The organism is Providencia sp. PROV141, assembly GCF_028481645.1.
GTDB classification, from domain to species: domain Bacteria; phylum Pseudomonadota; class Gammaproteobacteria; order Enterobacterales; family Enterobacteriaceae; genus Providencia; species Providencia rettgeri.
On the sequence record NZ_JAMPPR010000022.1, the window covers coordinates 68,013 to 84,431 of the forward strand.

Annotated in this window: 13 protein-coding genes; 8 read left to right on the forward strand and 5 right to left on the reverse strand. The window is 42.9% G+C overall.

Annotated features, from left to right (window positions below; genetic code table 11):
* Positions 1 to 48: 48 nt before the first annotated feature.
* Genes rpoZ through recG form a run of 4 tightly spaced genes read left to right on the forward strand, consistent with a single transcriptional unit; the run spans position 49 to position 5,294 of the window.
* On the forward strand, positions 49 to 324 hold the full coding sequence (rpoZ, locus tag PSF09_RS15115; RefSeq protein ID WP_004262665.1) for a DNA-directed RNA polymerase subunit omega: 276 nt from the start codon (positions 49 to 51) through the stop codon (positions 322 to 324).
* A gap of 19 nt (positions 325 to 343) precedes the next feature.
* Entirely contained in the window at positions 344 to 2,461 is a 2,118-nt protein-coding gene (gene spoT / locus PSF09_RS15120) for a bifunctional GTP diphosphokinase/guanosine-3',5'-bis pyrophosphate 3'-pyrophosphohydrolase (protein ID WP_210837953.1), read from the forward strand.
* Between the two features lie 22 nt (positions 2,462 to 2,483).
* Entirely contained in the window at positions 2,484 to 3,197 is a 714-nt protein-coding gene (gene trmH, locus PSF09_RS15125; protein WP_272666040.1) for a tRNA (guanosine(18)-2'-O)-methyltransferase TrmH, read from the forward strand.
* Between the two features lie 15 nt (positions 3,198 to 3,212).
* A complete protein-coding gene (gene recG, locus PSF09_RS15130) occupies positions 3,213 to 5,294 on the forward strand; it encodes an ATP-dependent DNA helicase RecG (RefSeq protein WP_272684091.1) in 2,082 nt (693 codons plus the stop codon).
* A 97-nt stretch (positions 5,295 to 5,391) separates the two neighbouring features.
* On the opposite strand, the gene gltS is transcribed toward recG, so the two are convergent.
* Positions 5,392 to 6,606, reverse strand: a complete 1,215-nt coding sequence (gene gltS, locus PSF09_RS15135; RefSeq protein WP_210837946.1) for a sodium/glutamate symporter — start codon at positions 6,604 to 6,606, stop codon at positions 5,392 to 5,394.
* A 235-nt stretch (positions 6,607 to 6,841) separates the two neighbouring features.
* Between gltS and PSF09_RS15140 the strand changes: the two genes are divergently transcribed.
* Both PSF09_RS15140 and PSF09_RS15145 read left to right on the forward strand, forming a co-directional pair.
* Positions 6,842 to 8,230 (forward strand): uracil-xanthine permease family protein, encoded by a 1,389-nt coding sequence (locus PSF09_RS15140; protein ID WP_004266089.1) that lies wholly within the window; start codon positions 6,842 to 6,844, stop codon positions 8,228 to 8,230.
* Between the two features lie 126 nt (positions 8,231 to 8,356).
* On the forward strand, positions 8,357 to 10,111 hold the full coding sequence (locus PSF09_RS15145; protein WP_272684092.1) for an AsmA family protein: 1,755 nt from the start codon (positions 8,357 to 8,359) through the stop codon (positions 10,109 to 10,111).
* Positions 10,112 to 10,190: 79 nt separating this feature from the next.
* Here PSF09_RS15145 and fabY read toward each other — a convergent pair whose 3' ends face one another.
* The 4 genes from fabY to PSF09_RS15165 all read right to left on the reverse strand — a co-directional run bounded on the left by fabY (position 10,191) and on the right by PSF09_RS15165 (position 13,334).
* Positions 10,191 to 11,105 carry a fatty acid biosynthesis protein FabY gene (gene fabY, locus PSF09_RS15150; protein ID WP_272684093.1) on the reverse strand — a complete coding sequence of 305 codons (915 nt, stop codon included), beginning with the start codon at positions 11,103 to 11,105 and terminating at the stop codon, positions 10,191 to 10,193.
* A gap of 23 nt (positions 11,106 to 11,128) precedes the next feature.
* A complete protein-coding gene (gene dtd / locus PSF09_RS15155) occupies positions 11,129 to 11,566 on the reverse strand; it encodes a D-aminoacyl-tRNA deacylase (protein ID WP_210845111.1) in 438 nt (145 codons plus the stop codon).
* A gap of 61 nt (positions 11,567 to 11,627) precedes the next feature.
* On the reverse strand, positions 11,628 to 12,242 hold the full coding sequence (gene yihX / locus PSF09_RS15160; protein ID WP_210837940.1) for a glucose-1-phosphatase: 615 nt from the start codon (positions 12,240 to 12,242) through the stop codon (positions 11,628 to 11,630).
* A 177-nt stretch (positions 12,243 to 12,419) separates the two neighbouring features.
* Positions 12,420 to 13,334: a LysR family transcriptional regulator gene (locus tag PSF09_RS15165; protein ID WP_272666043.1), complete on the reverse strand. Its 915-nt coding sequence runs from the start codon at positions 13,332 to 13,334 to the stop codon at positions 12,420 to 12,422.
* 265 nt (positions 13,335 to 13,599) lie between these two features.
* On the opposite strand from PSF09_RS15165, the gene PSF09_RS15170 reads away from it, so the two are divergent.
* Positions 13,600 to 14,922 (forward strand): M20 family metallo-hydrolase, encoded by a 1,323-nt coding sequence (locus PSF09_RS15170; RefSeq protein WP_210837937.1) that lies wholly within the window; start codon positions 13,600 to 13,602, stop codon positions 14,920 to 14,922.
* On the forward strand, positions 14,915 to 16,363 hold the full coding sequence (locus tag PSF09_RS15175) for a M20 family metallopeptidase (RefSeq protein WP_272666044.1): 1,449 nt from the start codon (positions 14,915 to 14,917) through the stop codon (positions 16,361 to 16,363). Before PSF09_RS15170 ends, PSF09_RS15175 begins: the two co-directional genes overlap by 8 nt.
* Positions 16,364 to 16,419 lie beyond the last annotated feature (56 nt).

The window sequence follows — 16,419 nt, forward strand, 5'->3', positions numbered from 1 at the left end:
TCAGTATCATATCAGGTCATTTTTTTATTTCTTTGGAGTAGCACACTTATGGCACGCGTAACTGTTCAAGACGCAGTAGAGAAAATTGGTAACCGTTTTGACCTCGTATTGGTTGCGGCACGTAGAGCTCGTCAGTTACAAACGGGTGGAAAAGACCCTTTAGTTCCTGAAGAAAATGATAAATATACTGTTATCGCATTACGTGAAGTAGAAGAAGGTTTAATCAACGGTCACATTTTAGATGTGCGTGAACGCCAAGAACAGCAAGAGCAAGAAGCGGCTGAAATGCAAGCAGTTTCTGCAATCGCTGAAGGTCGTCGCTAATCACTAAGGTGGGTCTGCCTTGTATCTGTTTGAAAGCCTTAATTTAGTCATTCAAAAGTATCTTCCTAAAGAACAAGTTGAATTACTAAGAAAAGCCTATGTTGTTGCACGGGATGCCCATGAAGGACAGACCCGTTCGAGTGGTGAGCCCTATATTACTCACCCAGTTGCTGTTGCTTGTATTCTTGCTGAGATGCGCTTGGACCATGAAACACTAATGGCAGCGCTACTTCATGATGTGATTGAAGATACTCCAGCGACATTTCAAGACATAGAAGAATTGTTTGGTACCACCGTCGCCGGTCTCGTTGAAGGCGTATCCAAACTAGACAAGCTCAACTTTCGCGACAAAAAAGAAGCTCAAGCAGAAAATTTCCGCAAAATGATCATGGCAATGGTAAAAGATATCCGTGTCATTTTGATAAAACTGGCAGACCGCACTCACAACATGCGCACGTTAGGGTCACTTAGGCCCGATAAGCGTCGACGCATCGCACGTGAAACCCTTGAAATATATAGCCCGTTAGCCCACAGGCTAGGTATACACCACATTAAAACAGAGCTTGAAGAGCTTGGTTTTGAAGCGTTATATCCCAACCGTTATCGTGTTATTAAGGAAGTCGTCAAGGCTGCTCGCGGTAACCGAAAAGAGATGATCCAAAAAATTCTCTCAGAAATTGACGGTAGGCTAACTGAGGCTGGTGTTCCTTGTCGCGTGAGTGGCAGAGAAAAACATCTTTATTCCATCTATCGCAAAATGCACCAAAAAGAGCAACGTTTCCATTCTATTATGGATATCTATGCTTTTAGGGTAATTGTGAAAGATGTAGATACTTGCTACCGCGTTTTAGGTCAGATGCATAGTTTGTATAAACCGCGCCCGGGGCGTATCAAAGACTATATTGCCATCCCTAAAGCCAACGGCTATCAATCATTACATACCTCCCTGATAGGGCCGCATGGTGTTCCTGTCGAAGTGCAAATTCGTACAGAAGACATGGACCAAATGGCTGAGATGGGGGTTGCTGCACATTGGGCCTATAAAGAGCAAGGTGAACAAGGTACTACTGCACAAGTTAGGGCTCAACGTTGGATGCAAAGCTTACTTGAATTACAACAAAGTGCAGGTAGCTCATTTGAATTTATTGAAAGCGTTAAATCGGATCTATTTCCAGATGAAATCTACGTTTTCACCCCTGAAGGCCGCATTGTGGAGTTACCTACTGGTGCCACACCTGTTGACTTTGCCTACGCGGTACACACAGATATTGGTCATGCTTGCGTCGGCGCACGCGTTGATCGCCAACCTTACCCACTTTCGCAATCCCTTACGAGTGGTCAAACTGTCGAAATTATTACCGCACCAGGTGCACGTCCAAATGCGGCTTGGCTCAATTTTGTTGTCAGCTCAAAAGCGCGAGCCAAAATTCGTCAGTTATTGAAAAACTTAAAACGTGAAGATTCTATTAATTTAGGTCGTCGTTTACTCAACCATGCGTTAGGGGCAGGAAATAAACTCACTGATATCCCACAAGCTAATATTGATGCAGAATTAGCCCGTATGAAGCTGCATTCTATCGATGATTTGCTTGCTGAAATTGGGTTGGGTAATGCCATGAGTGTGGTTGTCGCACGTAATTTACAAAATAACCCACAAAATACACCGGAAGAACAGGCCGTTGTCGAAAGCCGCAATAAGCTATCCATTAAAGGAGCTGATGGCGTTCTTATTACTTTCGCAAAATGTTGCCGTCCGATTCCTGGTGACCCAATTGTTGCGCATATTAGTCCTGGAAAAGGTCTGGTTATCCATCATGAGTCTTGCCGCAACATCCGTGGTTATCAAAAAGAACCCGACAAATTTATGGCTGTTGAATGGGATAACGACACCGATGCCGACTTTATCGCTGAAATTAAAGTCGATATGATTAACCATCAAGGCGCTTTAGCGAATTTAACTGCCGCTATTAATGACGCTAATTCAAGTATTCAAAGTATGAATACAGAAGAGAAAGATGGCCGTGTATATTGTGCCTTTATCCGCCTTACGACTAAAAACCGGATTCAATTGGCAAATGTAATGCGGAAAATCCGTATTATGCCTGACGTTCTACGTGTCAGCCGAAACCGTAATTAATGACCATACCTAATTAATAACTATGAATGAACGCCGCTATCGCCGCATTTGCCAAATGATGGCGATGCGGCAGCCCGACCTAACTCTCTGTCTCGAAGAAATCCATAAACCGCATAATGTTTCTGCCATTGTACGCAGTGCCGATGCCGTAGGGATCCATCAAATTCATGCTATTTGGCCTGACCAACAGGTCAAACTGTCCGTTTCTTCTGCTGCGGGGAGTAATAGCTGGGTTAAAATTATTTCACACACATCCACCGAAGAAGCAATTTCCCAAATAAAATCACAAAACATGCAGGTTTTAGCAACTAACTTGTCGGAACATGCCGTTGATTTTCGTGAAATTGATTATACTTTGCCAACTTGTATTATGATGGGACAAGAGAAAACCGGGATTTCACAACAAGCCCTCGCATTGGCTGATAAACACATTATCATTCCAATGGCTGGCATGGTGCAATCTTTGAATGTTTCCGTCGCTTCTGCATTGATTTTATATGAAGCACAACGGCAACGGCAGCAAGCGGGTATGTACGAGCGCGAACATTGCCTACTCTCTCCAGATGAACAGCAAACTTGGTTATTTGAAGGCGGTTATCCTGTACTGGCTGAAGTTGCTAAACGTAAGGGACTTCCTCGCCCATTTATCAATACCCAAGGGCAAATTGAAGCTGATGACACGTGGTGGGCGCAAATGCAATTAACCGAAAAAATGAAAAGACAGCAGTTTGGTTAAATAAAAGGAAATACTATGAATAATGGGTTACTTGATACCATTTCACTGACTTCATTGCACGGAATTGGAGCAAGCCAGTCAGAAAAAATGCGTAAAATCGGTTTGAACACCGTTCAAGACCTTCTTCTCCATTTTCCTTTGCGCTATGAAGACCACACCCGTCTATATCAAATAAAAGATCTCCTACCCGGCACGACTGCAACGATTACAGGTGAAATACTGCAAACTAAAGTCGTATTTGGCCGCAAAAGAATGATGACCTGCTTAATTTCCGATGGCACAGGCAACCTCACTTTACGTTTTTTTAATTTTTCAGCGGCAATGAAAAATAACTTAGCGGAAGGAAAACAGGTCACTGCCTATGGGGAGGTTCGCAGAGGAAATACAGGGCCAGAAATCATTCACCCTGAATATAAAGTTTCGCAAGATACTAGCAATATCAGCTTACAAGAGAACTTAACGCCCGTTTATCCAACCACTGAAGGTGTTCGCCAAGTGACTTTACGCAAAGTCATGGAGCAAGCGCTAGGATTACTCGAGAGCGGGAACATAAAGGAGTTATTACCGGAAGAACTTAGCCGGGGCATAATAAGCTTACCAGATGCCATTCGCTTATTACACAACCCTCCCCCGAATGTTGCTTTGAGTGAACTTGAAAAAGGACACCACCCAGCTCAAAAACGGCTAATCCTCGAAGAGCTACTCGCTCACCATCTCAGCATGTTAGCCATCCGTGCAGGCAACGAACGCCTATATGCTGAACCTTTAGTGACAAGTGGTCAGTTAAAATCTCAGTTACTCGCACAATTACCGTTTTCACCAACAAATGCACAAAACCGTGTTGTTGGCGAAATTGAAGCAGACCTCGCTAAAGATGCCCCTATGATGCGCTTGATTCAAGGGGATGTGGGGTCAGGAAAAACTCTCGTTGCAGCCTTAGCAGCCGTTTGTGCTATCGAGAATGGCAAACAAGTGGCTTTGATGGCCCCTACCGAAATTCTTGCAGAGCAACATGCCAATACGTTCAAACAATGGTTAGAACCTTTAGGTATTAAAGTCGGTTGGCTCGCAGGTAAACAAAAGGGTAAGGCACGTCAGGCACAGCAAGATGCTATCGCAAATGGAGACGTTGCGATGATAGTGGGAACACACGCTATTTTCCAAGAGCAAGTGAGCTTTAAAGCTCTGGGGCTCGTTATCATTGATGAGCAACATCGCTTTGGCGTTCATCAGCGGCTCGCTCTGCGTGAAAAAGGTGAACAACAAGGGTATCACCCTCATCAATTGATTATGACCGCTACACCAATCCCACGTACATTGGCGATGACAGCTTATGCAGACTTAGATACCTCAGTCATCGATGAACTTCCTCCAGGTCGAACACCTGTCACCACTGTCGCCATTCCGGACACTCGCCGTAACGATATTATTGAACGCGTTCGCCAAGCCTGTATTGAAGAAGGCCGCCAAGCCTATTGGGTCTGTACACTCATTGAAGACTCTGAATTATTAGAAGCACAAGCAGCTCAAGTGACCAGCGAAGAACTCGCACTGGCATTACCTGAATTAAAAGTTGGCCTAGTCCATGGGCGAATGAAACCTGCTGAAAAGCAAAGTATTATGGCTGCATTCAAGAATAATGAAATTCAGCTACTGGTTGCAACGACAGTCATTGAAGTCGGCGTTGATGTGCCTAATGCAAGTTTAATGATTATAGATAACCCTGAGCGCCTTGGTTTAGCTCAGTTGCACCAACTAAGAGGGCGAGTCGGCCGTGGAGCTATCGCATCTCACTGTGTATTGCTGTACAAAACCCCGCTAACCCATACTGCAAAACAAAGACTACAAGTGTTGCGAGACAGCAATGACGGCTTTGTTATCGCCCAAAAAGATCTCGAAATTCGTGGACCTGGGGAATTATTGGGTACGAGGCAAACAGGAAATGCAGAATTTAAAGTTGCTGATTTATTACGTGACCAATATATGTTGCCAGAAGTGCAACGCCTTGCACGTCATATTCAACAAAATTATCCTGAGAATGCACAACAACTTATTGAGCGCTGGTTACCTGAGCGAGAACAATACAGCCACGCTTAAATCTTATATCTTCTTTTTATTTATTCCTTAAAACGAAAATTGCCGTGAATATTTTCACGGCAATACCTGCTTTACTTGATTTATTATTGAATAAAAACTACCCAGCAATCGTTGGGAATACTGGCAACATTAAATACAATTTAATGACTATCGCATTAACAATATCAATGAAGAATGCCCCAACCATTGGTACCACGAGGAACGCAAGGTGAGATGGACCCAACCTATCCGTTACTGCTTGCATATTCGCAATCGCTGTTGGTGTAGCTCCAAGACCAAAGCCACAATGACCTGCGGCTAAAATAGCAGCATCATAGTTTTTGCCCATCACACGGAAAGTGACAAAAATAGCGTATCCCGCCATCACACAGGCTTGTACTGCAAGAATAACAATCATTGGGATTGCTAATGACGCCAATTCCCATAACTTCAAGCTCATCAAAGCCATCGCTAAGAATAACGATAGGCTGACGTTCCCCATCACAGAAACGGCACGGTCAAACACGCGATAGAAGCCAAGAATCGAAAGACTGTTACTTAAAATCACCCCAACAAATAATACACACACAAATTTAGGTAACGCGAACACCGTGTCAGCGAGCAGACCTGCAATAAAGCTGCCCACTAATAGGCAAATAGCGATCAGTGCAATAGTTTCAATTAAAACCATTGAAGTGATCATGCGCCCAGATTGCGGCTTTTCAAATGCAGTTGGAACGTCTTTATCATCTTCAGCCGTTCCAGGCGTTGGAATATTTCGCGTTAAGAAACGAGCAACAGGTCCACCGATTAAACCACCAAGAACTAGCCCAAATGTAGCACAAGCCATTGCAACTTCTGTTGCACTTTGGAAACCATAATTTTCAGTGAAAATTTTCCCCCATGCCGCGCCAGTCCCATGACCACCGGATAAGGTAATTGAGCCAGCTAACAGCCCCATAAGCGGGTCTAATCCCAATAATTCAGCAAGAGCAATCCCTACTGTATTTTGGACAAGTAATAAACCGACAACCACAAAAATGAAGATAAACAATGCCTTACCACCAGCCTTTAAGCTGGCAAGGTTGGCATTAAGACCAATTGTGGCAAAAAATGCCAGCATCATAGGTTCTTGCAGTGATAAGTCAAAAGAAAGGCTCCAGTCAAATAGTTGTTTAAGCAATAAAAGACTAAAAGCAACTAACAACCCACCCGCAACGGGTTCAGGGATGGTATATTTTTCAAGAAAAGGGACTGATTTGACCAGTTTACGCCCAAGCAATAATACTAAGGTAGCTGCTACCAGTGTACCGTAGACATCGAGATGATACATTCACGTACCTCGTCTGTTGTTAAAATTATCAAAAACTAGTAAGACGTTAATTTCTTCCTTAAAACGCCAAAAGCAGGTTATAGGATTAGAAAAAAAAACTGTTATAAATACAAGTTAAAAGATATAAAAATGTGACAGCCTTATTTAACATTGATCAATATTTTTTACGCGCAAACGATTGCTTTTTAAAATCCTCGCATTACAATGCGTTTTTTGTTGGCGAGAAATGAAGGCAATGAATACTGCGACGTCTGAAAAACAAACTACTGAAGCGACCACACAAACGCAAAGCGAACTCATCTACAAATTAGAAGACCGCCCACCGCTGCCGCAAGCCTTATTTGCTGCCGGGCAACACCTTCTTGCGATGTTTGTCGCAGTTATTACCCCTGCAATGCTGATTTGCCAAGCTTTAGGGCTACCAGCCCACGACACTCAGCGCATCATCAGTATGTCTTTATTTGCCTCCGGTATTGCTTCTTTAATTCAAATTCGCGCGTGGGGCCCTATTGGCTCAGGCCTGCTTTCGATTCAAGGAACCAGTTTTAACTTTGTTGCACCTTTAATTATGGGAGGCGTTGCACTCAAGCAAGGTGGCGCTGATATCCCATCCATGATGGCAGCTTTGTTTGGTACTTTACTCGTCGCCGCATTAACCGAAGTGATTCTTTCACGTTTTTTACATCTAGCCCGTCGTGTCATTACACCACTGGTTTCTGGTGTGGTCGTGATGATTATTGGATTGTCCTTAATTCAAGTGGGATTAACGTCCATTGGTGGTGGCTATGGTGCTATTAGTGACAATACTTTTGGTTCCCCTGATTACTTGATTTTAGCGGGGATTGTATTAGCCGTTATTATCCTCTTGAATCGCCAGAAAAACCCTTACTTGCGCGTTGCTTCTCTCGTCATCGCGATGGCGGTTGGCTACCTTGCCGCTTGGTGGATGGATATGTTGCCAAATGCGCAACCCGTGGAAGCCAATCAGCCAATTATTACTGTCCCTGAGCCTTTTTATTATGGCTTATCATTCGACTGGAACCTGTTGATCCCATTAATTCTTATTTTTATGGTGACTTCTTTAGAAACGATAGGTGATATTACCGCCACTTCTGACGTATCAGAACAACCTGTTCGTGGCCCTTTATACATGAAACGAATTAAAGGTGGCGTACTCGCCAATGGTTTGAATTCAATGGTTTCTGCGGTATTTAATACTTTCCCTAACTCTTGCTTTGGGCAGAACAACGGTGTTATCCAATTAACTGGGGTGGCAAGCCGCTATGTCGGCTACATTGTCGCTTTAATGTTGGTGTTATTAGGGTTGTTCCCTGCCGTTGCGGGCTTCGTTCAACAAATTCCCGAACCTGTGCTGGGCGGAGCAACCATTGTGATGTTTGGTACCATCGCCGCTTCAGGTGTAAGGATAGTCTCTCGCGAGCCACTCAATCGCCGTGCAATTATGATTATCGCCCTTTCTCTCGCAGTGGGTATGGGCGTTTCACAACAACCTTTGATTTTACAATTCGCACCTGACTGGCTAAAAACATTATTTTCTTCGGGGATTGCTGCGGGTGGTTTAACTGCAATTGTTCTGAATTTAGTCTTCCCTCTCGAAAAATAATCTTTCATTCTAGCCGCCAGTGTTGAACATTCTGGCGGTTTTTCTGTATGCTATCCTTAAATTGTCGCTATATTAGACGGTTTCTTTCTGTGTCTATTCGTCCACAAACCAAAGGAGCAGTAAACTGTGAAATGGTTAATCAAATTTACTACCTATGCACTTTTGTTACTGCTGCTATTGTTTATTTTTACTTATATCGGGCTACAAACCCGTTGGGGTGCATCCTACTCCAGTCAATTTTTAAGTAAATTTACCGACTACGATATTGATGTAGGAATTATGGGGCATGAGTTTTCTAATCCCGGTGAATTCATCTTCCAAGATGTTAAATTAACGTCTAAAAACAGCGATCTCTCTTTAGATTCACAACAAATCGTAATTGATGTTAATTGGCAAAACCTATTTAGCGGTACGGCTATCAAACGTTTAGTTATCACTCAAGGAACATTATCGACAACCGTCTTACCAAATACGGTGCTGTTCCCTATTTCTGCAAATATTTTGCAATTTGAAAATAGCCAAATTACGCTTAAAAAAGACAACGATACTGTGCAAGTCACTGGCTTCACGGGAGGAATTACCCCTTGGAAACCCGCCGAAAAATCCCCTTTTGGTTACGGTGATTTTCGATTTACCTCTAACCAATTAAAATTCAATGGCCTTTCCTTCAAGAATGTTGCCATTACCGGTAAATTGCAGCAGCAAGGAACAGAAGTAAGCCAAGCAAGTGCCTACTTAAATAATGGCTATATTGCGGGTGCTGGGAAGGTACTTAGCGATGGCTCTATCATGGTTGACTCCCTCACCATGAATAAAGTCGGCTGGGAAAATAATGTTGATTTCGATTCACTGTTTGATGCAATAACGAGTGAAAAATCACTGCAGATCAAACAGGTAGAATTAACTAACGTTGATATTCAAGGAAAGGATTGGGCACTTTCTGGCCTAAGTACCGAAATTGACCAACTCAGCTTCGTGAGAGGAAGCTGGACTAGTCCCAAAAGCAATATTAGCTTTAATGTCGACCAATTCGTCGTGAAAGACCAGCAACTGAGCACCTTGATTGGTGAGCTGAATATTAACGGCGACAACCTTAATATCAATAAGTTATCAGGTTACTATAATAAAGGTGTCTTTAACCTCAGTGGGTCTTGGCAACGTAATGATCAAATACTGACCATTGACGAAGGTAAACTAGCCGGTATCTTATACACCTTGCCTGAAAATTGGTTATCCTTCTTCGCAAAACCAGCCCCAGCGTGGTTATCTGGTTTAAACATCAAAAAATTCTCTCTTTCTCAATCACTTTTGATGAATATCCAGCCACAGTTTCCATTCGAGTTGACCGCACTAAGCGGCAATATTGAAAATGTCGATTTGATTAAACAAAAACAGTGGGGGGTTTGGAGTGGCAAAGCGACATTCACTGCAGATAGCGGCACAATCAACCAAATTCTCGTACGACGGCCATTTATTGAAGTGCGCCAAAGTGGTAAATCCTCAGCGGCGGCGAGCTTAACGGTCAGTACTGATAAAGGCATCAGTAAAATTGGCTTGCTGGTAAAACAAGAGCCGAAAAAAGTCCCCTTCTTACTGAGAGCATCAGGTTCTAATATTGACCTCGTCAATTTAAATCAATGGGGTTGGGCAGGCTTCCCCGCTCAAGTCATCGGTGACTTTGATGCAACGTTACAAGGTGATTTACTCGCCCCATCAGTGGAAAAAAGTTTGAATGGGGAATTGATGGCCATACCATTGCAAGGTAAGCGCCTATTCCGTACTGTTGTGAACGGGGTTGTCACCTCTTCAGTCGAGTCCGAAACCGATTTACAGCCTACTGAGCCTTCTTTGGCAGAACCGCTCCCCGCACTTAGCAATTAATAAAAACGGTCAATTCATAGAAACACAAAAGGCAGGTCAATCGAACCTGCCTTTCTTTTTTAATATTCAATGGGTAACTTTACTTGGCTGTTTCTACAGGTAACACCATATAAACACCGCTGAATACAGCACCTACTTTACCATCAGGGTTACTAACCTCAACGTTCAGTTTTACTCGCGCCTTGCTACCTCGCGCTAAGCGATCAAGGTCACCGCTCATATTGGCTAAGTCCGCGGTTGCTGTCGGCCTACCGCTTACTGGCTTACCATAACGAATACTGGCATCGACTAACACAATATCACCACCAAGCTGGTATTCTTGCATTAATAACCAAATCAGCCCCCATCCTGTTAGGGTAGCTAATGAAAATTGGCTGCCCGCAAATATCGTTTCATGAGGGTTTTGGTTGCCCGCTTCTGGCATGGTGGTAATAAAACGAGTTCCTGTGTATTGGTCGATTCGAACACCCATTTTCTCACTCAATGGAATATACTTATACCAGGCTTGTTGTAACTCACCACACCAGTCTGGACGATGCAGAATTTGGTCCAATGTCTCAATGGGTTTGATCATCAAGTAATGGCGCACTGGCGTTTTTAGCTGCCCTGCTACTTGCCCGCGAGTTTCAAACCCCATTTTATTGAAAAATGGAACTGCTTCTTCACGAACGCTTGATACAATGCGTTTTACCCCTTCTTGCCGCGCAACAGACTCCAGCGCCATGATAATCAATTTACCGAGCCCTTTCCCCTGCATTGCCGGGTTAACGGCTAAGAAACGAATAGCGCCTTCGTTGTCAGCATTAATATACAAACGACCAATGGCAAGAATACGGTTTTTATCATCCACAACCATTTGATGGTGTGCAGTTAAATCATAACCATCTTTTTCTGAACCTAGGGGTTGATTAAACGGTTTTCGCAACATTTCCCAGCGAAAATGGTAATAAGTTGCAAATTCAATATCGTCTTTCGGTGTACGTAAATGGTACATCGCTTCCCCCTTTAAAAATGGGCTCACACTTGTAGCCAGAAGGTGACAGGGCCATCATTGGTTAAATTCACTTGCATGTCAGCGGCAAATTCACCCGTTTGTGTTTCAACCCCTTGTTGGCGACTTTGTTCAACAAAGTATTGATACAAGGTATCTGCTCTTTCAGGCTCTGCTCCCCCTGAAAAACTAGGCCGCATACCTTTTTTGGTATCAGCTGCTAAAGTAAATTGAGAGACCACCAGCAAGCTACCACCCGCTTGTTGAACATTGAGGTTCATTTTCCCTTGTTCATCACTAAAAATACGGTAGCCTAATACTTTTTCACACAAACGTTTAGCTTTCTGCTCATCATCATCTTTTTCAACACCAAGCAAAACCAGCAGCCCAGTATTTATTTGCCCTACTATTTTCTGATCAACAACCACACTCGCATGAGTGACTCTCTGGATTAATGCAATCATGATGACTCTTTACAAAAAGATGGAGCAACGTTAACCGTTGCCCCACTATAAAATCAGGATATTATTCAACTTCTGCACTAAAATCGTAAGTGCGGAAATATTCAGGGATGGTATCTTTATTCACAACATGAATACTACGAATACCAAGGGCTTCTGCGGCTTTTACATTTTCTTCGACATCATCAAAGAAAATAGCATCTGCGGCATCAAACTCTTCGGATTGCAGTACATATTTGTAAATTTCAGGATCAGGCTTACGCATGCCTAAGTCTTGGGACAGATATAAGAAGTCGGAGGAAGCTGCAATTTCTGGGTAGTGTGCTGGCCAATAGTCGAGATGTAGACGATTAGTATTCGATAAAACGACCACTCGGTGCCCTTGTTCACGTAGGCGTTCCATAATATCAATGACTTCCGGTCGTAACGAAATAAAAATAGCGTGCCAGCCTTCAGCAAAGTCTTCAAAGCTCAGTGTAATGTCCATTTCTTCACAAAGCAGCTCAGCAAACTCGATGTCTGAAATTTTTCCACACTCATGTAATTGAAAGATATTACCAAAAGTAAAACGTGATTTGATTTCTTCACTTGGTGTACCACTGAGTTCAGACCATTTATCAAATACACGATTAAAGTCGATATCAATAATCACATTACCCATATCGAAGATATACAGCATAAATTTTCCTCATTGTTATTCACTAAATTTACTTTAATCATTATTCGGGCAACTGAACAGCCCTAATTAGTGATAATTCACGTTATTTTGTCAATTAATCGATTGAGCAAATGACAAAGGAAACAGCCATAATCAACAATTCCATGATAAAAGGTAATCATATTATGATTTATCATGCTAAATAGCATTCTCATTATTACGACAATAAATACGAAATAACCGAGCCAAATGTTCTCCTGCAGGTGTTAATGTCGCATCTCTGCGTTGTACTAATGCAAACGTGGCATAAGGCAGCTTTTCTTTTAAATCCAATGCGATATATCGTTGATCGAATAAGGGCTCATCAATCGTATCCACAGAAACTATGGTAAGAAAATCACTTTGGGCAACTAAACTTAAACAACCAATTAGCGTCTCACAAGTTACGCTAAACACCATGGGCCGTTCCATCATCGAAAAAACATCAGCAAGTTGCTTATAGTAGGTTCCTCTCGGCGTTGGCATTGTCCAATCGCAATCAGCGAGTTCACTCAATGACTTGGCATGGCACAAAGGATGGCCTTTGCGCATAATGACCTTGTACTCTTTTTGCATTAATTGTTCAAAACTGAACTCTGCATCTAAGCTGCCTGGGTAATAAGTGTTGATCGTGAAGTCGAGTTCCCCCTGCCGCAACTGTGTCAACATGGTTAATAATTGACCTTCCATAATGCGTAATTTGATATTTGGGTAGTCACGATGAAACTGCGTTACGACTTTTGGCATCAATGAACGAGCTATGCTCCCCGCCACCCCAATACTTACTGTTCCGCCAATCAAACCAATGCGTTGTAAAATTTCTTCTTGCCCTGCACGGAGTTCTTCAAGAATTAAACTGGCTCGACGTAAAAAGCCTTCGCCACACTCTGTTAAATAAATCCCCTGATTGCTTCGAATAAATAATTTTGCCCCCAAAATACTTTCTAATTCGCGAATCGATTTAGTTAATGCAGGTTGTGATAACTGTAAAAAGCGGCTTGCAGCACGAATACTACCATGCCGGCTAACCTCAACAAATGCTCTGAGCTGATTCAATTTTATTGGTGGAGCCATGCCCATACCCCGATAACTTTTAGTTATATAGCTAAAGATAATCGTATCTTTTTTATCCTAATTTGATTGTGTAGAGTCAGATAACAAAGAAACAAATAATTAACATTTGGAACATTAAAAGAATTTTTAAATATAAAAATAAAATTAACGTTCAAATAAGGTTGTTTTGAAATATTAAACAAAATTTTATTTCAATAAACATAACTTTCTCATCATTCAAAATAACAGAATTTATTTTTCTTGCGATAACTAAAAGAGATAAAAAATGGATACTGATTTAGATAACACTATCAATGAGATGGCCAAACAGTTGCAGGCATGGCGACGTGATTTTCACCAATATGCGGAATCTGGCTGGTTTGAATTCCGTACCGCAACCTTGGTAGCAGAAGAACTCAGCCAGCTCGGTTATCAATTACAACTCGGGCAAGAAGTGATCAAGGCTGACGCTCGAATGGGTCTTCCTGCACAATCAAAATTAGCAGAACAGGAAGAGAGAGCAATTAAACAAGGAGCTCTTACTCAGTGGCTTCCTCATTTCTCTGGCGGGTTTACAGGTATCGTCGCTACGCTAGATACCGGTCGCCCGGGCCCAACGCTGGCATTCCGTGTCGATATGGACGCCCTTGATTTAAATGAAGAACATACGTGCCAACACCGCCCGCATAATGAAGGTTTTGCATCTTGTAACCAACACATGATGCACGCCTGTGGCCATGATGGTCATACCGCTATTGGGTTAGGTCTCGCACATGTTCTCAAACAATATGAATCACGTCTTTCTGGTCGTATCAAAGTGATTTTCCAACCTGCCGAAGAAGGCACCCGTGGAGCCAAATCTATGATGGAGGCAGGGGTTGTTGATGATGTTGATTTCTTTGTGGCTATTCATATTGGAACGGGGGTCCCTAAAGGTGAAGTTGTTTGTGGTAGTAAAAACTTTTTAGCCACCACTAAATTTGATGTGGTTTACCAAGGAGTTGCTGCACATTCGGGGGCAAAACCAGAAGATGGGAAGAATGCCTTACTTGCCGCGACACATGCTACTTTAGGTTTGTATGGAATACCTCGCCATAGCGAAGGTAGTTCTAGAGTCAATGTCGGGGTTTTAAAAGCCGGTATTGGTCGTAATGTTATCCCTGATCATGCGCTATTAAAGGTTGAGACCCGAGGCGAAACGAATGAGATCAATGAGTTTGTCTACAAAAAAGCGTTAGATATCGTTAAAGGTGCAGCTCAAATGCAAGACGTGTCTGTAGATATCCAATTAATGGGAGCTGCACAAAGTAGCCATCCCAGCCCGCAATGGGTTGATTTTATTTGTCACTTAGCAAAAGAGTACCTGCCTGAATTCACCTCAGTCGTCAAAGACCGTGCACAAGCCGCTGGTTCTGAGGATGCGACCTACTTTATGGAGCGAGTTAAAACGCTTGGCGGCCAAGCAACTTACATGATTTTTGGTACTGAACTCAGTGCCGGACACCATAATGAACGCTTTGATTTTAATGAAGATGTCATGACAACTGCGGTCAAAACACTGTCCACAATTGCCTTTCATTTACCTGAATTCGGAGAGCAAAATGGATAATCAGTTTACCGCCTTTATTAGTGATTATATTGAAAAGCACCGTCAACAATTCACCAAACTCAGTGATGATATTTGGGATCACCCAGAAACGCGATTTGAAGAAACCTATTCCGCCAACCTACTCGCTGATTCCTTAGAGCAAGAAGGTTTTCACGTCGAAAGAGGTGTTGGCAATATTGAAACTGCTTTTATTGCCAGCTACGGTTCCGGCTCTCCAGTGATTGCGTTACTTGGTGAATTTGATGCCCTTGCCGGGTTAAGCCAGCATTCGGCTTGTTGTGAGCCTAACCCACTTATTGAAAATGGAAATGGCCACGGATGTGGACATAACTTATTAGGTACGGCAGCGTTATCGGCAGCCTTTACGGTTAAAGCATGGTTAGAAAACAATAAATTATCAGGAACTGTACGTTTCTATGGCTGCCCTGGGGAAGAAGGGGGTTCTGGTAAGACATTTATGGTTAGGGAAGGTTTATTCGATGATATTGATGCAGCGATTACATGGCACCCTGAATCTTTCAGTGGTGTATTCAATGTACAATCCCTCGCTAATATTCAAACCGCATTTCGCTTTAAAGGGATTGCATCGCACGCAGCTAATTCACCTCACTTAGGGCGTAGTGCTTTAGATGCGGTTACATTAATGAATGTCGGTGTACAGTTTTTACGAGAGCATATTATTCAAGAGGCTCGAGTTCACTACGCGGTAACCAACACTGGTGGCGCTTCGCCCAATGTCGTCCAAGCAGATGCTGAAGCACTTTACCTTGTACGAGCACCACAACTCGACCAAGCGCAAGACATTTACCAACGCGTCATTAAGATAGCGGAAGGCGCAGCGCTCATGACAGGAACGCAACTAGAAGTCCGTCTCGATAAAGCCTGCTCAAATTATGTTCCAAATCGCACATTAGAACATGCCATGTTCAACCATATTACGACATTTGGTATTCCTGAATATTCCAAGGAAGAGCGCCAATTTGCTCAGCAAATCCATAACACACTAACCAAAGACGATATCCGCAATGCAAAACTGAATGCAGCACGTAGCGGCGGTGAAGAAGGAGAACGCTGGAGCGAGAGACAAGGCAATAAATCCCTCACCGATGAAGTTCTACCCTACGTTGAGTCGAAAGAATTGATGTATGGATCTACAGACGTAGGTGATGTCAGCTGGGTTGCCCCTACTGTTCAATGTTTTAGCCCATGCTTTGCCTTTGGAACCGCACTGCATACTTGGCAATTAGTCGCACAGGGGCGTACTTCAATTGCGCACAAAGGGATGTTACTTGCAGGCAAAATCATGGCCTCTAGTGCCCTTGAGTTGTTCTTGAAGCCCGATTTATTAGCACAAGCAAAAGCTGAGTTTACGCAGCAAAGACAAATTACCCCTTATCAGTGTCCTATTCCCAAAGATATTAAGCCTTCAAAATTAAAATAAGTAGTTACTTAATACTGGCGGGGGTTACCCGCCCATAAGTCATAACAATAACAATG